Source organism: Rahnella sp. PD4 (assembly GCF_049199325.1).
In the GTDB taxonomy this organism is placed as follows: domain Bacteria; phylum Pseudomonadota; class Gammaproteobacteria; order Enterobacterales; family Enterobacteriaceae; genus Rahnella; species Rahnella perminowiae.
The window spans coordinates 644,381-665,411 of sequence record NZ_JBLZQF010000001.1 but is presented as its reverse complement, the minus strand read 5'-3'; the positions used below and the strand labels follow the sequence as shown (position 1 = coordinate 665,411).

27 protein-coding genes are annotated in these 21,031 nt (G+C 50.6%); 14 read left to right on the top strand and 13 right to left on the bottom strand.

What is annotated here, in order from left to right:
* Nucleotides 1–20: 20 nt before the first annotated feature.
* Genes fliI through fliF form a run of 4 tightly spaced genes read right to left on the bottom strand, consistent with a single transcriptional unit; the run spans nt 21 to nt 4,861 of the window.
* Complete coding sequence (gene fliI / locus ACOZIO_RS02890) at nt 21–1,385, bottom strand: flagellar protein export ATPase FliI (protein ID WP_047610946.1); 1,365 nt, start codon at nt 1,383–1,385, stop codon at nt 21–23.
* Nucleotides 1,385–2,170: a flagellar assembly protein FliH gene (gene fliH, locus ACOZIO_RS02885; RefSeq protein WP_129951498.1), complete on the bottom strand. Its 786-nt coding sequence runs from the start codon at nt 2,168–2,170 to the stop codon at nt 1,385–1,387. Before fliH ends, fliI begins: the two co-directional genes overlap by 1 nt.
* Nucleotides 2,163–3,155, bottom strand: a complete 993-nt coding sequence (fliG, locus tag ACOZIO_RS02880; RefSeq protein ID WP_101076815.1) for a flagellar motor switch protein FliG — start codon at nt 3,153–3,155, stop codon at nt 2,163–2,165. The genes fliH and fliG overlap by 8 nt, the downstream gene beginning before the upstream one ends.
* Entirely contained in the window at nt 3,152–4,861 is a 1,710-nt protein-coding gene (fliF, locus tag ACOZIO_RS02875) for a flagellar basal-body MS-ring/collar protein FliF (protein WP_129990368.1), read from the bottom strand. Before fliF ends, fliG begins: the two co-directional genes overlap by 4 nt.
* 282 nt (nt 4,862–5,143) lie before the next feature.
* Here fliF and fliE point away from each other — a divergent pair, with 282 nt between their 5' ends.
* The 3 genes from fliE to ACOZIO_RS02860 all read left to right on the top strand — a co-directional run bounded on the left by fliE (nt 5,144) and on the right by ACOZIO_RS02860 (nt 6,875).
* The gene (fliE, locus tag ACOZIO_RS02870; protein ID WP_013575795.1) at nt 5,144–5,458 is read left to right on the top strand and encodes a flagellar hook-basal body complex protein FliE; all 315 of its coding nucleotides are present in this window, start codon (nt 5,144–5,146) and stop codon (nt 5,456–5,458) included.
* 122 nt (nt 5,459–5,580) lie between these two features.
* Nucleotides 5,581–6,486: a bestrophin family protein gene (locus tag ACOZIO_RS02865; RefSeq protein ID WP_129951496.1), complete on the top strand. Its 906-nt coding sequence runs from the start codon at nt 5,581–5,583 to the stop codon at nt 6,484–6,486.
* 149 nt (nt 6,487–6,635) lie between these two features.
* Nucleotides 6,636–6,875, top strand: a complete 240-nt coding sequence (locus ACOZIO_RS02860; protein WP_129951495.1) for a hypothetical protein — start codon at nt 6,636–6,638, stop codon at nt 6,873–6,875.
* Nucleotides 6,876–6,956: 81 nt separating this feature from the next.
* Here ACOZIO_RS02860 and ACOZIO_RS02855 read toward each other — a convergent pair whose 3' ends face one another.
* On the bottom strand, nt 6,957–7,421 hold the full coding sequence (locus ACOZIO_RS02855) for a GNAT family N-acetyltransferase (protein ID WP_129951494.1): 465 nt from the start codon (nt 7,419–7,421) through the stop codon (nt 6,957–6,959).
* Nucleotides 7,422–7,751: 330 nt separating this feature from the next.
* Between ACOZIO_RS02855 and ACOZIO_RS02850 the strand changes: the two genes are divergently transcribed.
* Complete coding sequence (locus ACOZIO_RS02850) at nt 7,752–7,925, top strand: hypothetical protein (protein ID WP_165383685.1); 174 nt, start codon at nt 7,752–7,754, stop codon at nt 7,923–7,925.
* 67 nt (nt 7,926–7,992) lie between these two features.
* Here the strand turns inward: ACOZIO_RS02850 and ACOZIO_RS02845 are convergent, their stop codons facing one another.
* The gene (locus ACOZIO_RS02845) at nt 7,993–8,193 is read right to left on the bottom strand and encodes a hypothetical protein (RefSeq protein ID WP_129951493.1); all 201 of its coding nucleotides are present in this window, start codon (nt 8,191–8,193) and stop codon (nt 7,993–7,995) included.
* Nucleotides 8,194–8,351: 158 nt separating this feature from the next.
* Between ACOZIO_RS02845 and ACOZIO_RS02840 the strand changes: the two genes are divergently transcribed.
* On the top strand, nt 8,352–8,621 hold the full coding sequence (locus ACOZIO_RS02840) for a hypothetical protein (RefSeq protein WP_129951492.1): 270 nt from the start codon (nt 8,352–8,354) through the stop codon (nt 8,619–8,621).
* Between the two features lie 67 nt (nt 8,622–8,688).
* On the opposite strand, the gene ACOZIO_RS02835 is transcribed toward ACOZIO_RS02840, so the two are convergent.
* Together ACOZIO_RS02835 and ACOZIO_RS02830 are read right to left on the bottom strand one after the other, a co-directional pair.
* Nucleotides 8,689–8,964 (bottom strand): hypothetical protein, encoded by a 276-nt coding sequence (locus tag ACOZIO_RS02835; protein WP_013575787.1) that lies wholly within the window; start codon nt 8,962–8,964, stop codon nt 8,689–8,691.
* 238 nt (nt 8,965–9,202) lie between these two features.
* Nucleotides 9,203–9,724: a DUF4186 domain-containing protein gene (locus tag ACOZIO_RS02830; RefSeq protein ID WP_129951491.1), complete on the bottom strand. Its 522-nt coding sequence runs from the start codon at nt 9,722–9,724 to the stop codon at nt 9,203–9,205.
* 38 nt (nt 9,725–9,762) lie between these two features.
* Here ACOZIO_RS02830 and ACOZIO_RS02825 point away from each other — a divergent pair, with 38 nt between their 5' ends.
* Together ACOZIO_RS02825 and ACOZIO_RS02820 are read left to right on the top strand one after the other, a co-directional pair.
* Complete coding sequence (locus tag ACOZIO_RS02825) at nt 9,763–10,017, top strand: hypothetical protein (protein WP_129951490.1); 255 nt, start codon at nt 9,763–9,765, stop codon at nt 10,015–10,017.
* Nucleotides 10,018–10,100: 83 nt separating this feature from the next.
* Nucleotides 10,101–10,259, top strand: coding sequence for a YqaE/Pmp3 family membrane protein (locus ACOZIO_RS02820; RefSeq protein WP_015690040.1), 159 nt, complete (start codon nt 10,101–10,103; stop codon nt 10,257–10,259).
* Nucleotides 10,260–10,335: 76 nt separating this feature from the next.
* Here ACOZIO_RS02820 and ACOZIO_RS02815 read toward each other — a convergent pair whose 3' ends face one another.
* From ACOZIO_RS02815 to fliD, 5 genes are all read right to left on the bottom strand, one after another.
* Nucleotides 10,336–10,512: a GhoT/OrtT family toxin gene (locus tag ACOZIO_RS02815; RefSeq protein ID WP_013575783.1), complete on the bottom strand. Its 177-nt coding sequence runs from the start codon at nt 10,510–10,512 to the stop codon at nt 10,336–10,338.
* A 118-nt stretch (nt 10,513–10,630) separates the two neighbouring features.
* Nucleotides 10,631–11,485 (bottom strand): helix-turn-helix transcriptional regulator, encoded by an 855-nt coding sequence (locus ACOZIO_RS02810; RefSeq protein WP_129951489.1) that lies wholly within the window; start codon nt 11,483–11,485, stop codon nt 10,631–10,633.
* A gap of 215 nt (nt 11,486–11,700) precedes the next feature.
* The gene (gene fliT / locus ACOZIO_RS02805) at nt 11,701–12,063 is read right to left on the bottom strand and encodes a flagella biosynthesis regulatory protein FliT (protein ID WP_421594918.1); all 363 of its coding nucleotides are present in this window, start codon (nt 12,061–12,063) and stop codon (nt 11,701–11,703) included.
* Nucleotides 12,038–12,475, bottom strand: a complete 438-nt coding sequence (gene fliS / locus ACOZIO_RS02800) for a flagellar export chaperone FliS (RefSeq protein WP_015697542.1) — start codon at nt 12,473–12,475, stop codon at nt 12,038–12,040. The genes fliT and fliS overlap by 26 nt, the downstream gene beginning before the upstream one ends.
* Before the next feature lie 9 nt (nt 12,476–12,484).
* Entirely contained in the window at nt 12,485–13,906 is a 1,422-nt protein-coding gene (fliD, locus tag ACOZIO_RS02795; RefSeq protein WP_217234284.1) for a flagellar filament capping protein FliD, read from the bottom strand.
* Nucleotides 13,907–14,193: 287 nt separating this feature from the next.
* Between fliD and ACOZIO_RS02790 the strand changes: the two genes are divergently transcribed.
* The 7 genes from ACOZIO_RS02790 (at nt 14,194) to tcyN (ending at nt 20,452) form a co-directional block, all read left to right on the top strand.
* On the top strand, nt 14,194–15,144 hold the full coding sequence (locus tag ACOZIO_RS02790; protein ID WP_421594917.1) for a flagellin: 951 nt from the start codon (nt 14,194–14,196) through the stop codon (nt 15,142–15,144).
* A 307-nt stretch (nt 15,145–15,451) separates the two neighbouring features.
* Nucleotides 15,452–16,174: an RNA polymerase sigma factor FliA gene (locus ACOZIO_RS02785; RefSeq protein ID WP_129951483.1), complete on the top strand. Its 723-nt coding sequence runs from the start codon at nt 15,452–15,454 to the stop codon at nt 16,172–16,174.
* A gap of 54 nt (nt 16,175–16,228) precedes the next feature.
* Nucleotides 16,229–16,735: a flagella biosynthesis regulatory protein FliZ gene (fliZ, locus tag ACOZIO_RS02780; protein WP_129951482.1), complete on the top strand. Its 507-nt coding sequence runs from the start codon at nt 16,229–16,231 to the stop codon at nt 16,733–16,735.
* A 187-nt stretch (nt 16,736–16,922) separates the two neighbouring features.
* Nucleotides 16,923–17,933: a D-cysteine desulfhydrase gene (locus tag ACOZIO_RS02775; RefSeq protein WP_129951481.1), complete on the top strand. Its 1,011-nt coding sequence runs from the start codon at nt 16,923–16,925 to the stop codon at nt 17,931–17,933.
* A gap of 135 nt (nt 17,934–18,068) precedes the next feature.
* Complete coding sequence (gene tcyJ / locus ACOZIO_RS02770; RefSeq protein ID WP_421594916.1) at nt 18,069–18,869, top strand: cystine ABC transporter substrate-binding protein; 801 nt, start codon at nt 18,069–18,071, stop codon at nt 18,867–18,869.
* Between the two features lie 165 nt (nt 18,870–19,034).
* Nucleotides 19,035–19,703, top strand: a complete 669-nt coding sequence (gene tcyL / locus ACOZIO_RS02765) for a cystine ABC transporter permease (RefSeq protein ID WP_129951479.1) — start codon at nt 19,035–19,037, stop codon at nt 19,701–19,703.
* Nucleotides 19,700–20,452, top strand: coding sequence for an L-cystine ABC transporter ATP-binding protein TcyN (gene tcyN, locus ACOZIO_RS02760; protein ID WP_129951478.1), 753 nt, complete (start codon nt 19,700–19,702; stop codon nt 20,450–20,452). Before tcyL ends, tcyN begins: the two co-directional genes overlap by 4 nt.
* The last annotated feature ends 579 nt before the right edge of the window (nt 20,453–21,031 follow it).

Here is a 21,031-nt window from a genome sequence, read left to right as displayed (position 1 = left end):
ATGCCTCTGCTTATCTAGGTTTAGCCCGGGAGCAACATGTTCAGTTCCAGACAGGCGTCTTCATATGTGCTGCGTTCCATGATGTCCTGCTGCAGAAAGTTCTCCATCTGCGGATACAGCTTGATAGCGCGATCGAGCATCGGATCGCTGCCTGCGGCATAGGCGCCGACGCTGACCAGGTCACGGTTACGCTGATAACTGGATAACAATTGTTTGAAATTACGTACGCGCCCGTACTGCGCGTCATCGATAAGTGAGGTCATCGCACGGCTGATCGACGCTTCAATATCAATGGCCGGATAATGGCCGGATTCCGCTAAACGGCGCGACAACACCACATGGCCGTCAAGAATGGCGCGGGCGGAATCGGCAATCGGATCCTGCTGGTCATCCCCCTCGGTCAGCACGGTATAGAACGCGGTAATCGAGCCGCCGCCGCTGATACCGTTACCCGCGCGTTCAACCAGCGCAGGCAGTTTTGCAAATACGGAAGGCGGATAGCCTTTGGTAGCCGGGGGCTCACCTATCGCAAGGGCGATTTCACGCTGCGCCATGGCATAGCGGGTCAGGGAATCCATGATCAGCAATACGTGCTGGCCGCGGTCACGGAAATCTTCAGCGATACGCGTGGCGTAAGCGGCACCCTGCATACGCAAAAGGGGAGACACGTCAGCCGGTGCCGCGATAACCACGGAACGGGCGCGTCCTTCATCGCCCAAAATATTCTCGATAAAATCTTTAACTTCACGGCCACGCTCACCAATCAGCCCGACCACAATGACGTCTGCTTTGGTGTAACGCGCCATCATGCCGAGCAGGACCGATTTACCCACACCGGAACCGGCGAAAAGCCCCATACGCTGGCCGCGACCGACGGTCAGCAGGGCGTTAATGGCACGAACGCCGACATCCAGTACATCCGTTATCGGCGTACGTTGCAGCGGGTTGAACGGTGGCGTGATAAGAGCGGCGCGATAGCCGGTGTCCGGCGGCGGTAAACTATCGAGCGGTTTGGCGCTGCCATCCAGCACGCGGCCGAGCAACTGCGGGCCGAGCGGCAGTTGTTTGCCAGCGGTCTGACCATCGGCGGCAATACGGGCATACACACGCGCACCCGGTAAAATGCCTTCCACTTCTTCCAGTGGCATCAGGAACAGGCTCTGACCGTTGAAACCGACCACTTCACTTTCCACTTCCTGCACGACCGGCCCGTCATGGCGTTCAATCAGACAGGTTGCACCCAGAGGCAATTGCAATCCGGTGGCTTCCAGCACCAGACCTGTTGCCCGGGTCAGGCGACCATAGCGACGGACTGACGGCGTGCGGGCCATACGTTTTTCCGCGTCATCCAGCGTTTTCAGCAAACGGCTCAGGCGCGCGGTCATCAGAGATCTCCCGGCGCAGCGAGACGGCACAGCTCATGCCAGCGGGTGGCCAGCGAAGCGTCCATGTCGCCATCTTCGGCACTGACTTTACACCCCCCGCTGTGGATCTGGCTGTCGGCCAGCAGTCGCCAGCCGTTCATACTCAGGCTGGCACCAAGTTGTAATTCCACACGTTCGAAGTCTGCCGGGTTAACGCGCAGTTGCGGTTTGCCCTTGAACATCGGTTCCTGCTGGATCAATTGCTGAATCTGATTAAGCAGGGCAGAACCGTCACATATGGGTGCCTGACCAATAATCTGTTTGGCGGCAGTCAGCGCCATCTGCATCAGACGGGAAGCAATAACACTGTCGAGTGCATCCAGCGTTTGCTGGAAGTCAGAAACCATGTGCTGCCAGTGCTCAGTCAGCACCGCCTGCTGTTGCTGACCTTCCTGTAACGCCTGTTGCAGTCCGGCTTCCTGACCTTGCTGGAAACCCGCGGCGTAACCTTGTTTCTGTCCGGCATCGAGGCCCTGCTGGAAACCCTGCTGTTCAGCGCGACGCTGAAGATTCAGCAATTCGTTCTGGTCTACCTGAACTTTGGGTTGTCCGTCGTCTTGTTCTTCTTCGCCATCGGCCAGTAAAGGCTCATCGGGCGTGGTAAAGACCGGCATTCTGAGATCGCCCGGCTTCCACCGTTGCCAGGGCAGGGCGTTGATACGCTCTGCATGACGTTCTTCTGCAGTTTTCGTTTCCGTTGCCGGCTTTTCAGATTCCGGAGAATCAGTATGAGGAGAATCAGACATAAGAATCCTCGCCGCCGCCAACCATCATTTCGCCGGACTCTGCCAGGCGGCGAACCGTCTGCAGAATCGCTTTTTGTTCGTTCTCGACCAGAGACATACGCATCGGTCCACGGTTTGCCAGGTCGTCGCGCAGGATATCTGCTGCACGTTGCGACATGTTGCGCAGGAATTTGTCGCGCAATGGCTGTTCCGCCCCTTTCAGTGCCACCAGTAACGATTCGCCTTCGACTTCCTGCAACAGGCGCTGAATACTGCGGTCGTCCACATCCACGAGGTTTTCGAACAGGAACATCTCGTCGATAATTTTCTGCGCCAGCTCGCCGTCGTAACCACGAACGGCTTCGATAACCGCTTCTTCCTGCTGAGTTTTCATCAGGTTGATAATTTCTGCCGCAGTACGAACACCGCCCATCTTCGAACGTTTGAGGTTCTGACCATCAAGCAGGTTGTTCAGTACTTCCGTCAGTTCGGCCAGCGCCGCTGGCTGGACGCCGCCGAAGGTCGCGATACGCAGCATCACGTCGTTGCGCAGACGTTCGTCGAACAGCGCCAGAATATCGGCAGCCTGGCCACGTTTGAGGTGCACAAGGATGGTGGCGATAATCTGCGGATGTTCGTCGCGGATAAGGTCGGCCGCCATCAGCGGTTCCATGAAGTTCAGTGTTTCCATGCCGCTGGTGGTTTCGCGCGACTCCAGAATGTCTTCCAGCAGACTCGAGGCGCGCTCTTCGCCCAGCGCTTTGGTCAGCACCGAACGCAGGTATTCGCTGGTATTGACACTCAGTGCGGCGTACTGCTCGGATTCGTCTTCGAACTCATTCAGCACTTCTGCCAGCTGTTTGTTAGAAATCTGATGAATATTCGCCATCGCGCCGCTGATTTGCTGCACTTCGCGAGGGGAGAGGTGTTTGAACACCTCCACCGCGCGGTCTTCACCCAGCGTGATCATCAAAATGGCGCTTTTTTCGGTTCCGGTCATAGTCATGGTTGTTCGGTACTCATCCATTGGCGGATAACCAGGGCGACGATACGTGGATCTTTATCGGCCAGCTCCTGAACACGTTGGGTCTGTACTTCGACACTGACACGCTGTTGTGAACGTTTACGTTTCTCCAGCTCGTCATTGCTGAGTTTGACCGGTTTGCTGCCTTCAGGCTGCGGCATAGAGGCTGCGAGTGCCGCGGCAGCGGCGGCTTCTTTGTCTGCCTGCTGTTTGCGCAACATCGGACGAACCATCTTGCGCCACAGCAGCCAGGCCACAATCAGCACCAGTAACCAGCGACCTGCATTGAGTAACTGATCAAAGAACGCCTGTTGTTTCCAGAACGGCAGATCACCGGAATCATCGGTTGTCTGATTGAACGGCGTATTCACCACGTTCAGCGTATCGCCACGTTCCTGGGAGAAGCCCATCGCTTCGCGGACCAGATCATCAATTTTCTTCAACTGGTCGTCGGTCAGCGGCTTCGCTTTGCCATCCGGCCCGACCTGATAGTTAACCACTACCGCCGCAGACAGACGCTGAACGGCACCGGCACTGTGCTGGGTATGTGTGATGGTGCGGTCGACTTCATAGTTGGTCGTTTCATCACGACGACGGTTAGACGGCACGTTGGCATTGGCACTTGCCGCTGTATTCTGCGCCGTGCTGCCGGTCTGATTCTGCGTACCATTGGCATTGTTCACCGCCGGTGGGTTAGTCACCGGCGCTGTGGCTGACGGAGCTGGCTGGTTGCTCAATGCGCCTGGCACGCCGCCCACAGAAGTACCGCCAATCTGATCGCTGGTGCTTAACTGGCGTGAACGCACCGCCGCCTTATCCGGAGAACCATTTGGCTGATAATTTTCATCTGTCTGCTCACGGCTGGCGTAATCAATCTGCGCGGTGATTTGCGCATGCACGTTACCGTTGCCGACCACAGGTTGCAGAATGGATTCAATACGACGTTGCAGACGGCCTTCCACTTCATTGGCGTATTTCAGCTGAGAAGCGTTCAGGTCACGACCGTTGTTATCAGACTGTGTCAGCAGATGGCCGCTCTGATCCACCACGGTAACGTTCGCAGGCGGTAAGCCGGAGACACTGCTCGATACCATATAAACGATGGCGTTGATCTGACCATCATCCAGCGCACGACCCGGTTGTAAATTCAGGGTCACAGAAGCTGAAGGATTTTTTTGTTCGCGGACAAACAACGATGGCTTAGGAATAGCCAAATGGACACGGGCGCTGCTGACCGGGCCCAGCGTTTCGATTGTGCGTGAGAGTTCACCTTCCAGTGCGCGCTGATAGTTGATCTGCTCGCTGAACTGGCTGATGCCGAATTTTTCCTGATCCATTAATTCAAAACCGACCGCGCCGCCTTTAGGTAAACCGGCCGCAGCCAGTTTCAGACGCGTTTCATAGACCTTGTCAGCCGGGATCAGCAACGCACCGCCGTTGTCAGAAAACTGATAAGGAATATTCATTTGGGTCAGCTGAGTGACGATGGCACCGCCATCCTGATCACCGAGATTGCTGAAGAGCACCTTATAAGTAGGCTGTTTGGCCCACAGCATCATGACAACAACAATAGCCACGGCAGCGGCAGCTGCGATGGCGATAGGAACTTTTGGGTTGGCGCGCAGGCGATTAAGCAACGCAGTAAAACCGCTTGGAGGGGTTTCTGCGCCGGCTATTGCGGAACTCATACAAGATCCCTATTTAGCTGTTGAATGGTGATGTTCATGTTGTCTCTTAACAAAACAGACTCCCAAGTGCGCAATCGTTAAAGCGTGACATTTTTCAGCCCTCCGTACAGGCAGGCCTATTTTCTAGGTGAGCCATTATTTGCCGCTTAGTGCAAAGTTAATGGCCCGATAAGCCGTGGTTTTTAGGTTCAATTACCGCGTTTAGGAAAAAACTGATGTGATAGGGTGTCATTCCATGAAAGAAGCCATTTGTTCATCGACAGCCCGATAAACGGAGAAAACATGTCAATTCAAGGCATTGAGAGTGTTTTACAGCAGATGCAGGCCACGGCAATCCAGGCCGGTGCCGCACCAAAGACGGATACCGCATCAGAAGCCGGTTTTGCCAGCGAATTAAAAGCGGCATTAGGTAAGATCAGCGAGACCCAGAACAATGCAAAACTGGAATCTGAAAAGCTGGAGATGGGCGTTCCCGGCGTCAGCCTGAACGACGTGATGGTCGACCTGCAGAAATCCTCGATTTCTTTACAACTGGGTGTCCAGGTGAGAAATAAGCTGGTGGCGGCGTATCAGGACGTGATGAACATGTCGGTGTAATTGAATAAGGCCGATTACAGAAAAAATGTTGCGGATGTCACAAAATTGTCCTTTGCATGTGCAGAATTATTTGCCAGAATCGCCAAAAAAATCGCTTCACCTGCATAAAGCATCTGCACAAAATGATAATCCGTCCTCCCCGCCACTGGTTCTGGCGTTTATTCGCCTGGCATGGCTCTGTTCTGCCCAGCATTCTGTTCCGTCTGAGCCTCAACTTACTGATGTCTCTTGCCGCCATTCTGATCCTTCCCTGGTACGAGACCCTGGGTGTGAAACTGACGCTCGCGCCTTTCAGTCTGCTCGGCGTCTCTATCGCGATTTTCCTCGGCTTTCGTAACAGTGTCGCGTATTCACGCTACATTGAGGCTCGGCAATTATGGGGAGGCCTGCTGATTGCCTGCCGGACGTTGCAAAGTCAGGTCATGGCGGTGTGTCCGCAAGAGGCGCAGCGCGTGACCACGTTATTATTGGCTTTCTGTTACAGCCTCAAACATCAGTTGCGTCACAGCGATCCTCATGCGGATCTCGGGCGACTGATGGGGGAAGATGCGGAAGATATTCTATCGCGCCGTGCGCCGACGAATATGATTCAGCTGCGCTTGTCACAATGGCTGGCTGAGCAACGCCGCAGCGGTGATCTGTCGGATATTGTCTACACCCATATGGATTCCACGCTCCTGCAGCTTTCCCAGGTGGTCGGTGGATGTGAACGTATTGTCAGCATGCCGATCCCGTTTGCTTATGGCCTGTTGCTGCACCGGACGGTATATCTGTTCTGTAGTTTGTTGCCGTTTGCGCTGGTGGTGGATCTGCACTACATGACATTGCTGGTGTCAGGCTTTATTTCCTATAGTTTTCTGTCACTTGATACACTGGCGGAAGAACTGGAAATGCCTTTTGGTCTTGCCAATAACCATCTGCCGCTGGATGCTATGTGTACCAACATTGAGATTAACTTGCTTGAAATGAACAACCAGTCGCAGTTGCCGGACACGCCGGTGCCGGATTTACGCTTCCGTCTGACATAGATGTGACCGGCGACACGAATTGAGTGATTTCTGTGCGCTGTAGTGGCAATAATCTGAATATTCACGAGACTGTCATAATATCGAAACAAAAGTGAAATAAGCTGCGGGGGCTAACACAATCTTTTCCGTTCCGATATCACGAGGTTGTTATGTCAGTTATTCAGGCCAAATCATTGCACGAAGCTGAAGATCTGCTTAATTCCGGCATGGTGAAAAAAGTCGAGCTGGCTTTTAATATCAACAGTGATGAGTTTTTCAAACTTGCACTGGAGTGCGGTGACCGTGGTGCGAAAATCACCAAGGGTAAAAATTTTTTCATCATCACACTTAAAAAATGGGTTATTCCGCCTAACAATCAGGCAGCAACAAAAAGCAACGCTCTGATGTAAACGCTTTTTGCACCTCCATAACCCTGTCAGCGGACAGCGTTATGGAGGTATATATTATTATCGCTGCCGTTTTCCCCCGTGTTATCTCACCGGTTTCATCATATAAACACTCAGTGGATCCGGGCACAGGGCATAGTCACCAAACGCCTCTGTCCGGCAATACCCCAGTTTTTCATACAATGTGATGGCTTTTTCCTGAAACACACCCGTTTCAAGGAACAGTTCATAGTGCCCCAACATTTTCAGTTTCTTTTCGATTGCTGCAATCAGTAATGAGGCAATACCCTGACCGCGAAACAGCGGGTTCACATACACCCGCTTCATTTCTGCGAGACCGTGTTTTGTGATAAACAGACAGGCGCAACCGGCCCAGTCATCATCAACTCTCGCCATAAAACACGTGATTTCACCGTCATCAAGCTCAGTGATGTTAATTCCCTGAAATGATTCCGGCGGGTAGAGCGGGTATTGATAAGCATCAAGCTCAGCAATCAGTCGTGTCAGATGCGGATGTGCCGCATCGGTTTCAAAAATCTGGGCACTCACACGCGGGCTCTCGATATAACAAAATGGATTCATATTCTTAACTTAAATTACCCCGAAAACAAGGCTCTGGCAGGGAGAACTGTGGCGGGAAAAGCCTGGATATGTAAGAAGAGTGTAAAACTTAATTATATTGCTGAGTCGTCTGTCAGAGTTATCTGATTTTAAGTGTCTCTGCTTCATTTTATACATGATCTCTATTTCTTTTATGCAACATTCATCCAAAGTGATTAATGTATAAAATGAAATAACCTGCTGTGATTAATACTGTGCGTATGATCTCGCCGGGGGAAAGGACGTATATTATAAGAGGTTGATAGAAAGGATAAAATTATGGCTGTCTATCCTGTTGGCGTTTATGTCACGCTTACTTTTACACCAGGTTTGTTTGAAGTTATCACTGTTCTGGATGAGGTTAAACCCGTGCAATACCAGGTCATTAACGTGGAAACGGGTAATGTGATCAGGGTGAATGAACACTTTATTCGCGGTATCGTGAAACCTTAGTGATCAGTAGCTTAAATGACAATCCACTCATGAGGCCGGGCAACGTTGTTTGCCCGGCCTTTCTTTTTTACTCCGGCATCAGGCGGTTAAAATCTTCTTCGTACAAACTGCGGCACTCTGCCATAAACTCCGGGTATCCCAGTTCTGAGGTCTGAACTTCCCGGTCAAGCCGCTTCTCCAAATCCTGGTGAAACCACTCAAATTCGCCATGCAGGATGCCGGTAAATCCGGTCAGTATGATGCATTGTTGTGGCGTCAATTTTTGCACGGGGGATCCTTATCATTTGCGGGCTACATCATTCATCTGTGCCAGCTTTTGCGCGATATAAATGTTGAAAGAGAGAAGTGCTTCACGCCGCTATCCTGCAGGACGCGGCAACATATTCTATCCTCTAATGAATCCCACTGGAAAACAAGGAGTCACATATGGATCAGGATCTGTTCGAACAGGCACCTTTGCCACTGCTTACGCGGTTTGAGGTCGGTGACAGGATCAAATTGCTCACGTTTCCGGTAGGCGTACATCCGGCCAGCTATCAGCTGGATGTTGCGATCACCAGTATTCATGATGGTGAATTTGAGGGTGAGATAGTGCGTATTGCCCCTCTCGGTCGCCTGGGGCATCATGAAGCACATTTTAGGGTAGGAGGGCATGTGGCATTTTTTGCCCGAAACATTCAGGGAGTGGCGGCCTGAGACGCAGCCGGAGTCTGAAAACAAAACCCCGCGTCAAAGGCGGGGTTTATGGCTATCAAAAACAAGATTACATCAGGGGTTTCACGTGCTTGGTGAGCGCCTGGGTGGTTAATTCGTCGGCTTTAATCTTCGAACAGTTGCCACAATAGCCCACGAGATACCAGTTTCCGTCTGCACCCTTTTCCGGATTAACTTTGTAGCGTTCGTTACGTTTACCATAAAACTCGCGTTCTGCGTTCTGTGCTGCGTCTTCCCAAAAGCACAACGAAAACTGATGTTGTTTATCAACATGCCGTTGTCCGTTGCGGCTTCCGCCAACCAGTAAATAATGATACTCAGACATGCATTCTCCTTTTCCCAATACGGGCAATTATCCTGACAACAAGTATAAAACTCATTTCACCTGGAAAAGCTCATCCGAAAGACTGCAAAAGAAAGACTTCAAAGGGCGTGCTGAAGGCAACCCGTCGCACAATTCTTATTCCTTTAAAATTATAGAGTAGGATTGCGGTTAAGTTTGTAAATGCAGAAAAAATGTGATGATTATCACCTTTTATTTTTTAACGAGTGTGATGCGCCTCTTACAACAAATTCAGTTGTTGTGCCTTATCCGGGTTAGCTGACGTTTTTTTGCCAGCCTTTTGCGCCTTAGCCACCGGAGCAGGGCGCTGCATTTCCTGATGAAGCCAGTGCATAATGACCGTTACGGCATACTCCTGTTGCGCGACTGTCATGTCAGTATGAGCGGGTATGGAATGCCACTTTTCCAGACAGCCGCGACAGCAGGTGGCCGTCGCATGCTGGGCAATAAACACCGGGTGACCGCGCATCGGCGTTTGTTTACCGTCATGTTCCGGCTCCGCCGGAGCAAGACGCTTAGCCATAAAATCCGCCGCATGCCGGCTGACCGTTTCCGGCCCTTTATCCTGACAATACCGGTACTCTTTTACGCCGAGATGGAAACGCTGACGAAAAGGTGAAGCGGACAGGCGCTTAAATACTTGATCGATGGAAAACATAATCGGGAGATCCGGGTAAATTCTATGCGCAGAAATAGCGGCGTTAAACACATCATCTGTCGCCATCAGCGGTTGCCAGACCATGTTAGTTTGGCCTGACTATACCCCCACCGGGATCTGCAATGGCAGAAAAACATGTTATAGATTTGGTCATGTCGGTCAATAAGCACGCTGAAGAAACTGCCATGCAACAAATGATGCTGCGAAACTTTATTATCGTGATGTGCCGCAGTATGACGGCAGAACAAAAGAATCAGGTGAGATGGCAAATGCGCCAGATCCATCAGGTGTCGGATGCAGAACGTCGCAACGGCGATAGCGAAATGCTGGAAAAAACGCGGCAGGAGGTGGAAATCATGCTGGCACTGATCAATTAGGTTTCATCTGATGCCCGTTTCATTTTTCATGCGCTACCATTCTTTATGATAAACAAAGCAATGATAAACAAAGGGAGAATAAGATGGGATTCTGGAGAGTATTGATCACAATTCTTGTGCCGCCATTGGGTGTGCTGATTGGCAACGGTTTCGGTGGTGCATTTCTGCTGAACATCATTCTGACACTTTGTGGTTACCTGCCGGGTTTGATCCACGGATTTTGGGTGCAGACCCGCAAATAACCCTTGCAATGCTGTTATCAGAACCCGGTCTGCAGGCCGGGTTCTTTACACTAACGTGTCTGTAGCGAAGACGGGTTCAGAACAGAGAAAAGAGAAGGACGACCGGCAGGCTCATCGGCCAGGTAAACCCGATAATACCGGAAGTTAACAGCCTTATTTTTATCGTGTCGCGGCTCACCAGCAAAGTGAATAATACTGCAATGCCCAGTCCGCCCCAGTAAATCGTTTTAATCACTTCCCACCAAACGTGCACAACCAACCCCTGAACATAAAGAAAATAACGGCGTGTATGATATTCCGTTAACATCTGGTAATCAAATATTGTGTGATGTTACTCAAATTTTTGGGTTGTGTCGGTTTGGCGCGAGTTGTTATATATCGTCGGTTGTGAGAAGTGCAGGAGTCGAAAGGGGGCGTAAATGACCCCGGATCGCGGTTGGCGCGAACCCGAAACGCTTGCGGAAACGCTCGGCAAAACGCGAGCCACTTTCATAGCCTACCTGATGGGCAATATGTGAAATTGCCAGATCCGTGCATTGCAGCAGACGCAGCGCGTGAGTCATGCGTACATCGATCATCAGGTTTCGCAGTACACAATTTTCACCCGCCAGACGTCTGCGCAGCATCACTTCATTCATCATCAGTTTTTCTGCCACTTCGGCGGCAGTAAATGACTTATGCAGATTATTGACTAATAATTCACGTACGTTATCTGTCACGCTTTCACTATGCTGCATGGAATAACGTACACCCAGTTGCGACAACCAGAGTAATTGTTCGAGCATGCGGTGACGGGTTATCGGTGCGGGCAGTCCGTGATGCCAGAGTATGGCTGAGTGAGTGTCGGTAAAACTTTGTTTGAAAGCGCCGGGGATGTGCGGAATAACTTGCAGGGTATCAACAGCAATAAGTGGCGGGCTAAAGCCGGTCGCATGAAGGCCCGCATCACTGAGCAATTGATGATCCCATGCCATGATTGCGCAGCTGAAAGGGCCATTTCCGGATAAATGGTGAGTCATGCTCAGCATTTGCCCGCTGTTAAGCACCAGCATTTCGCCCGTCTGCAATGTCACTTGCTGGCTCTGGTTCGTAATGGAGAGGCTTCCGTTCTGAATGAGAACCAGTTGTGGCTTATCAATATAAACATCATGAATAAAAAGTTCACTATGCTGAATAAGCAGAGAAATGGTTCCTATCCCTGGAGTCACTTTTATTTTACGAACCATGATGATGATGCCCGAAAATGACGACGGCAACCTGTGGTGTGCTGCCTGATAAAAAATTCCCGCTTTGCGAATACAAACAGGCTACCGGTTGATGCGTGTAATTTTGGGAGAAGACAGAGAGAACCAGCCCTGGTTGCCAGGTACTCTCTGCCTCTGAAAACTTATTTTTGCACAAGAAATATTGGAAAAAAAAGCAAATAAACAAAAATTAATAATTATTGGTGATCGCCAAAGGCAATCGAACGGAGGTCAATTTTTCCGTAAGTCGTATTCACTTGTTGTTGTCGGGAAGACTGGCCAATCAGCTCGGTGAGTTTATTCATCCGGGCCTGTAATAATGTTTTAATCGTAGTTTCATTATCCAGAATAATGCGCAAATAGCGGCGGACATCATTCTGAATCATTACCGATGTCTGTTCTGACATCGGCAATCTGGTAGTAGCTTCTACTGCTTTCACGTAACTGACTTCGAGCTCAACCAGCTCATCCCACTTCTCTTCTCTCGCCAGCCGCAACATCTGCTCGCTTAAAGACAGGATCAGTTGATATTCATTAACCAGATACTGATGTTGATCCATTATATTGGTCCTGCGACGGGTGGTAGTTTGGGCCGATTTGCCGCCAGGCATCGGCGATATTTTCAAGCAGGGTCAGCACCTCAGCGATGGCCTCTTGATCGTTGTGTAAATTTGCATGCAATAAACGGCGGACCATATAGGAATAAAGTGCTTCGAGGTTATCCACTAATTCAGGATCACCTTTTTCGCGACTTAAACCGGCTATCAGTCCGTTATCTATGATGTTGATGGCTTTTGATAAAGCATTCCCTTTACCGGGAATATCGCCTTGTTGCATAAAAATGCCTGCCCGGATAAGGGCGCTTCGCGCCCCGTCAAATAGCATGACTACCAACTGGTGCGGCGATGCGCTCATCACCGCACTTTCGAGCCCAATTTGGGCATAGGCTTTTGCTCCTGAATTTTGGTACATACACATTCCTTATGAAGAAGAGCCCGACGATGCAAATTGCTGTGTCAGGTAATTACCTGTACTGGTCAGTTTATTGACGAGTACTGATAAATTTGTAAACTGAGTTTTATACAGCGCAAGGTTATTGTTAATACTGGTTGTTGTCGATGTAATGCTATTTGCGATATTTTTCAGCGATTTATTAATACCGTCTTCAGCATTTTGAATGGAGCCGTTTGTCGTATCGAGCATTTTCGTCAGCATGGCAGTGGCCTGAGTACCAAAGCCGGTTGTTTTACCGTCGCCCTGGAAAAAACTCACTACGCTGTCAGGCTTGGTGGTCAGCGCCGTATTGAGTTTGGTGCTATCTACCTGCAACTTACCGTTGATATCCTGGGTAATACCGAGGTTGGCCAGGGTGGCGTAATCAGAATTGGATTGAACTGAAGACAACTGGCTGCGTACCTGTGTGGCAATTGTGCGAACAGTACCATTGCCAAACAATGCGCCATTGCCGGAATCTTGCGAGTCAGCCCCTTTAGCTACGGACGTATAAGCTGTCTGGTTGGCAATGGTCGTTTGCAAGGAGTTGTAAGTATCGACGTAATTCTGAATAGCGGCCGTCATTGCCGTAGTATCTTTTGTCACGCTCAATGTCTCTGGCGTGGTACTCGCTGAGACAGATTTTAGGTTTATGGTCAGTCCTTCCAGCGCATCTGTGACGGTATTGCTGCTGCGGGTGATTTCGAGATCGTTAACGGTAAACTTGGCATCCTGAGCTTTAGTCGATACGGTCATACCATTTGTGGAAGATGTCGCGTCATACCCGATCAACTGATTCAACGTATCATCACCAGTGACGCTGACTGTCATTGCATTCGCTGTACCCGTATCGTTCGCAGTCAATGCCAGATGGTAACTATTATCGTTTGCTTTGATGATGCTGGCGGTAACCCCACTTTGTTTAGCATTAATCGCGTCGCGAATACCGGTAAGCGTGGTCTGATCTTCAGTCAATGTCACTGTTAACGGTGTTTTATCTGCTTGCGCGATAGTAATTGTCCGGCTCGCCGTTCCTGCAGTACCCACATTGGTTGTGGCGCTACTGACTGATCCCGTGAGCAAAGATTGTGCCTGAGCCAATTGTGTCACTTTTACATTATATGAACCTGCAGGTGCCGTTGTGCCACTGGCTAAGGTCGCAGTGAAAGCGGTGTTTGTGCTGCTGATAGCAGTACCGGCAATGGTCCCGGCTGACTGTAATGCGGTGGTTGCCGTTTTCAGCTTATCAAGCGCCGTTTGCAAAATACCAAAGGAGGTTAATTTGGCTTTGTAGGAGGTTTGCTGAGTAGTGAATGGAGTCAGACGAGCATTTTCTGACGCGGTCAATGAATCCATCAAACTGGTGAGATCAAGACTGGTCCCTGCACCGAGTGAACTTACGCTAGCCATTTTATATTCCTTAAATAGAAGGGTGTTACTCGTGTTATCGGCAAAGATGACACAAAGTTTATACCGGGCATCTAAATTTCTATGGCAAGAATAGCTGGCTGTATGAGGGGTAATTTGCGGGTTTAGTTTGCCCTATATAAGAAAGAAAAAACGGGGGAACGTTTTTTTTCGTTTTTTTTAAATTCTGGCTAAAGGTTCCTGTGTAAGCGCCGATACAAGTTTGGACGGTGATAAAGCCGTAGGCCGAAAGCCTAAACCTAATTAACAGACTTTAAGGAAATCATACTATGGCGGTAATCAACACTAACAGCTTGTCCCTGATGACTCAGAACAACCTGAACAAATCTCAAGCATCCCTGGGCACCGCCATTGAGCGTCTGTCTTCTGGTCTGCGTATCAACAGCGCAAAAGATGATGCAGCGGGTCAGGCGATTGCCAACCGTTTCACGTCTAACATCAATGGCCTGACTGTTGCTTCCCGTAACGCTAACGATGGTATCTCTCTGTCACAGACTGCTGAAGGCGCACTGAGCGAAATCAACAATAACTTGCAACGTATTCGTGACCTGACTGTTCAGGCACAGAACAGCTCTAACTCCGCATCAGACATCGACTCCATCCAGTCTGAAGTTAACCAACGTATGCAGGAAGTTGACCGCGTTACAAGACAAACCGATTTTAACGGTATTAAAGTTCTCGATAACACTGCAGCAACAGCAAGTACCTACAATTTCCAGGTTGGTTCTAAAGATGGCGAAAAAATCGGCATCGATATCAACTCCGCAGCGGGCTGGAACTTGGCTTCAGCAATTACTGCAGGCGGTACCAGTGCCGCTGGTACCGCTTTGAATACCAAAGCAATGGTTGCAGGCACTGACACCGTCAATGGTAACGACCGTACAGTAAGCGCAATTGGTTTTGACGTTTTAAAAGGTAAAGTTGACGAAACTGGTGCAGCTGCGGGTACAAAACCTTTGGCAGATATCGATGCTGCGCTGAAAGCGGTGGATACTCAACGTTCTTCTCTGGGTGCTTCTCAGAACCGTTTTGAATCGACTATCAGCAACCTGAGCAACACTGTTAACAACCTGACCTCTGCACGTAGCCGTATTCAGGATGCAGACTACTCTACCGAAGTGTCCAACATGAGCCGTGCACAGATCCTGCAGCAGGCGGGTACTTCAGTATTGGCTAAAGCTAATCAGGTTCCTCAGTCTGTATTGTCCCTGCTGCAATAATTGTCTTAGTCGACAAATTACGCAGTTCGGTTATAAACAGAACAAACCTCGCTCCGGCGGGGTTTTTTTTAACCAAAATTTACCATTCTTAAGGATTAATGCTAGGCATTCACTGGTATAATTTAGGATAATCTTTAGGTTGTGATCTTTTTTTAATCGATCGTTGACGCGTTACCGGCAGACGTCTGCAAACAGAATGTGCGAGACATAATCAAAATAACCGTGCTTTTCAGGCCTTATTCAGCCGATTGAACAGCGGTTATCACTGGCACAATCATACTGACCCTCAATTTGCCAGGTTACGACAGTGAGCGATCTGTATACCGCCGACGGCGTGATAGACAAAAATTCTTTGTGGCAGCGCTATGTTCCGCTCGTGCGCCATGAAGCCCTGCGTTTGCAGGTGCGGCTTCCCGCCAGCGTAGAGCTTGATGATCTACTGCAAGCGGGGGGGATCGGCCTGTTAAATGCGGTTGAGCGTTTTGATGCGATGCAGGGGACGGCATTTACGACGTATGCCGTTCAGCGTATTCGTGGTGCCATGCTTGATGAGTTGCGTAGCCGCGACTGGGTGCCGCGCAGCGTCAGACGTAATGCGCGCGAAGTGTCTCAGGCGATGCATAGCGCAGAACAAAAATTAGGGCGACCGCCGAGTGAAGGAGAGGTGGCGCAGGTGCTGGATATTCCCATCGAGGAGTACCGGCAGATATTAATGGATACGAACAGTAGCCAGTTGTTTTCTTATGACGAATGGCGCGAAGAGCACGGCGATACTGCCGAGGCATTGATGGAAGGGCACGAAGAGGCCAACCCGTTACATCATCTGTTGGAGGGCAATTTACGCCACCGGGTGATGGAAGCTATCGATGCGTTACCAGAACGGGAAAAGATGGTACTTACGCTTTACTACCAGGAAGAGTTGAATTTAAAAGAGATCGGGGCGGTGCTGGACGTCGGGGAATCCCGTGTAAGCCAGCTCCACAGTCAGGCGATTAAGCGTTTGCGAACCCGTCTGGCTAACGACCACTGATCCGCTTTTTCCTGGCCGGTTATACATTTTATATCCCTTATCAGGAATAAATTTATGCCAGCGGGAATCAAAACAAGGCCTTTAAGCCGTTATCTTAAAGATTTTAAACACAGTCAGACTCATTGCTCACAGTGTGCAAAAGAACTCGACAGGATGGCACTGGTGTTTCGCGGGCAAATCATCAATAAAGAGGCCATCGCCAAGATGGACCAGCCTATTGATGATGACGTGTGGCACAACCTGTCGCAGGAACTGACCGCGCTGTGTCGTTTTTGCAGTGAGATAAGCTGTAACAGCCATTCGTCATATTTTGACATTATGGCGTTTAAGCAATACCTGTTTGAGCAGACTGAGATGAATCACAGCACGGTGCGCGAGTATGTTGTCCGCCTCCGCCGTCTGGATGAAATCCTCTCTGCAAACAACTATCCTCTGGAGAAACTTTCAGGGGACAGTATCCACCAGCGAATCATCAGTGATTTACCGGTGGCGGGTCATGACAACTACCGTATTGCCCTGCGCAAATACGACCAGTATCTGGCCTGGCAGAAATCCGCGTAATCGGATCTCAGACAGACTGACGCGCAATGCACAAACAGGCTCCTCCGGGAGCCTGTTTTTTTGTCTTGAATCTGTCCGCAGTTTCTATAAATTCTTTATATACTGACTCAATAACCCGTCTCTGAATCTAACCTACTTTAACGATAACAACTTCGTACAGCTCTGTGCCGTGCGTCAGGGGAACACTGTGCCTGCTAAAATTTCTTTGCTTAAAACCCGGCTGGAAGCCTTCGATCGTCTCGATTTACTGTGCAGTGCCACACCACTGGAAAAACTGCATCGTCTTTCTGAATACGTCGGCCGCGATATTTACATCAAACGTGATGACATTACACCGCTGGCGATGGGGGGCAATAAGCTGCGCAAACTGGAATATCTGACCGCGGCTGCGCTGGCAGAAGGTGCCGATACGCTGGTCACTGCCGGTGCCATTCAGTCAAACCATGTACGCCAGACCGCCGCCGTAGCCGCTAAACTGGGCCTGAAATGCGTTGCCTTGCTGGAAAACCCGATCGGCACTACCGAAGCAAATTATCTGACCAACGGCAACCGTCTGCTGCTGGATCTCTTTAACGTGGAAGTGGTGATGTGCGACGCACTGCATGATCCGATGGCGCAACTTGCCGAACAAGCTGAACGCCTGGAGGCACAAGGTTTTCGTCCGTACGTGGTGCCGGTTGGCGGCTCCAATGCTCTCGGCGCACTCGGCTATGTGAAATGTGCGCTGGAAATCGCCGAGCAATCTTCAGCCAGTTTTGTGGATTTCAGTGCCGTGGTGGTGGCATCCGGCAGCGCCGGTACGCACGCCGGTCTGGCGGTCGCTTTACAACATCTCATGCCGGATACACAGTTGATTGGCGTGACAGTGTCACGTAGCGCCGATGCCCAACGTCCGAAAGTCGAAGCCATTGCCCGGGACGTGACAACACAATTGCAGCTGGGTGAGAAAACGCCGTCAATTATCTTGTGGGACGACTATTTTGCGCCACGCTATGGTGAGCCAAATGAAGGCGGGACCGCCGCCGTGAAACTGCTGGCAGAGCAGGAAGCGATGTTATTGGATCCGGTGTATACCGGCAAAGCGATGGCCGGTTTACTTGAGGGTATTGAGCGCGGATTATTCCCGGAAGAAGGCCCGATTCTGTTCATTCACACCGGCGGCGCACCGGCACTGTTTGCGTATCATCCGCAGGTTTAATACTCTACAATCCGCTTATGCTTTTTTGAGCTAAGATTATAGAATTATATTCCTGATAACTGGCGCAGCGGGTGCTACTGTGCGCAAATTAGTAGGGGATATAGCGTTCTATAACTAACTATAACTGAGGTGAATATGGGTTTTTCTACACTGCGTCGTCGTTTGCTTCTGGGTGCTGTTGCGGTCACGCTGACCGCAGGCATGGTCAGCAATGCATTGGCTGACGAAGGGTTACTGAAGAAAGTTAAAGATCGTGGCACTTTGATCGTCGGGCTGGAAGGGACTTATCCTCCGTTCAGTTTTCAGGGTGAAGACGGCAAACTGACCGGTTTTGAAGTCGAATTTGCGGATGCGCTGGCGCAGCACATGGGCGTGAAAGCGAAACTGCAACCGACCAAATGGGACGGCATGCTGGCTTCGCTGGAATCTAAACGTATCGACGTGGTGATCAATCAGGTGACCATTTCTCCTGAGCGTGAGAAAAAATATGACTTCTCTACGCCGTACACTGTTTCCGGTATTCAGGCGCTGACCAAACAAGGACAGGAAGGCACCATCACTAAGCCTGAAGATCTGAAAGGCAAAAAAGTCGGTGTAGGTCTGGGCAGTAACTATGAGCAATGGTTACGTCAGAACGTGCAGGGTGTGGATATCCGTACTTATGATGATGACCCGACTAAATATCAGGATCTGCGCGTAGGCCGCATCAACGCTATTCTGGTAGACCGTCTGGCAGCACTGGATCTGGTCAAGAAAACCGGTGACACCTTAGCGGTTGCAGGCGCGCCTTTCTCCCGTCTGGAATCGGGCGTGGCGATCCGCAAAGACAACCCGGAACTGCTGGCCGCGATCAACAAAGCGATTGCTGAAATGCAGCAGGACGGCTCACTCGCGAAGATCTCACAGAAATGGTTCGGCGCGGATGTAACGAAGTAATGCTCGTCATAACTGAACTTGCCTTGGCGTTAGCTGCGCTTGCTCGCCCGAATCACTTACCTGTGTAAGCTCATCGGGACTTGCGCACTTGCTGCCTTGATGCAAGTTCATTTATTTAGAGCATCGGTGAATATCTCAAAGATCCAGAAAATCTAAAGGTCTTAGATGCAAGAAAGTATTCAACTGGTGCTGGATTCAGCACCATTTTTATTGAAAGGGACACTGTTTACGCTTCAGCTCAGTCTGGGCGGGATGGTGTTCGGTCTTATTCTGGGCTTCGTGCTGGCGCTGATGCGCCTTTCGCATTTCTGGCCACTGTCATGGTTGTCGCGTTTTTACGTCTCCGTTTTCCGTGGCACGCCGCTGATCGCCCAGTTGTTTATGATTTACTACGGTCTGCCCCAGTTTGGCATTGAGCTGGATCCTATCCCGGCGGCGATGATTGGCCTCTCTCTCAATACGGCGGCGTATACCTCTGAAACCCTGCGTGCGGCGATTTCGTCTATCGAAAAAGGGCAGTGGGAAGCGGCAGCCAGTATCGGCATGAATCCGTGGCAAACCCTGCGCCGCGTGATTTTGCCGCAGGCCGCCCGTACCGCGCTGCCTCCTCTGGGCAACAGTTTCATCGGGCTGGTGAAAGATACCTCGCTGGCGGCGACTATTCAGGTGCCGGAACTGTTCCGGCAGGCACAACTGGTTACCTCACGCACACTGGAAGTGTTCACCATGTATCTGGCGGCATCGGTCATTTATTGGGTGCTGGCGACCGTTTTATCCTTCCTGCAAAACCGTCTGGAAGACCGCGTTAACCGTCAGGATCAGGAGCCTTCATGAGTACTATTGACGTAAAGCAACTGACTAAAAAATTCCACGGACAAACGGTGTTACACGGTATTGATTTGCAGGTGAATGCCGGGGAAGTTGTGGCGATCATTGGCCCCAGCGGCTCGGGTAAAACCACCTTATTACGCAGCATTAACCTGCTGGAAGAGCCGGACGGCGGCACCATCAAAGTCGGTAATATCGAAATTGATGCCAGTAAGCCTGTCAGTAAACAGAAGAATAACGTCCGTGAACTGCGCAAGCAGGTAGGGTTTGTTTTCCAGAACTTCAATCTGTTCCCGCACCGTTCAGTGCTGGAAAATATCATTGAAGGGCCGGTGATAGTGAAGGGCGAGCCGAAAGAAAAAGCCATCGCCACGGCACGTCAGCTACTGGAAAAAGTCGGGTTAAGTGGCAAAGAAAATGCCTATCCGCGCCGCCTCTCCGGTGGTCAGCAGCAACGCGTTGCCATTGCCCGCGCACTGGCAATGAGCCCTGAAGTAATTTTGTTTGATGAACCTACCTCCGCCCTTGACCCGGAGCTGGTGGGGGAAGTTCTCAACACCATCCGTGCACTGGCTCTCGAGCGTCGCACTATGGTGATAGTGACCCACGAAATGAGTTTTGCCCGTGACGTAGCAGACCGCGCTATTTTTATGGATCAGGGAAAAATAGTGGAACAGGGACCCGCGAAGGAACTGTTCTCAAATCCGCAACATGCGAGAACGAAACAGTTTCTGGAGAAGTTTCTGGCACACTGAGGTCAAAACCGTGGGTTGCCACCCACACGGGCCTCAAGGGGCGCCTGTCGCCGCACCCCTTGAGAATCCCGGGCTCTTTAACTGCGCGCTTCGCTGGAGGCTATGTTTCAGCGAGCGAGGTGATAGCCGCAAAATCCCGCCGCTGCGCGGTGCCCTGCACTCGGGTTACAACCCGCGCAAAAAGAATCGCGGTTTTTCACCTCTCGTTACGGCGTGATTTTGGAACCGGCCTCCGGCTTTTAGTTCGCAACCTCACTGATTTTAATATGAAAGGCCAAATGGTTTTGAATTTAAGATCGTGCGGGCGATTCAGAAATCTTGCTGAACGGAGCGGCCTGAAGACCAAAGGCTTCAGGACCGAGAGAAGGCACCGCATAGCGGCAAGATTTCCAGCCTGTCACAGTGGTTGCTGAAACATAGCCTGCGTGCGGATCACTTGTTTGAAAAAGCGAGGGGAGTTCAGAGGGGAAAAGCTTTTTCCCCTCTGGTCGGTTTCGGCGCGAAAGGCCGCGTGATAACCGTTCTTGAGAAACCGAAATTGTCTCGATCCATTCCTCACTGCAACTGAAATCCAAAAAG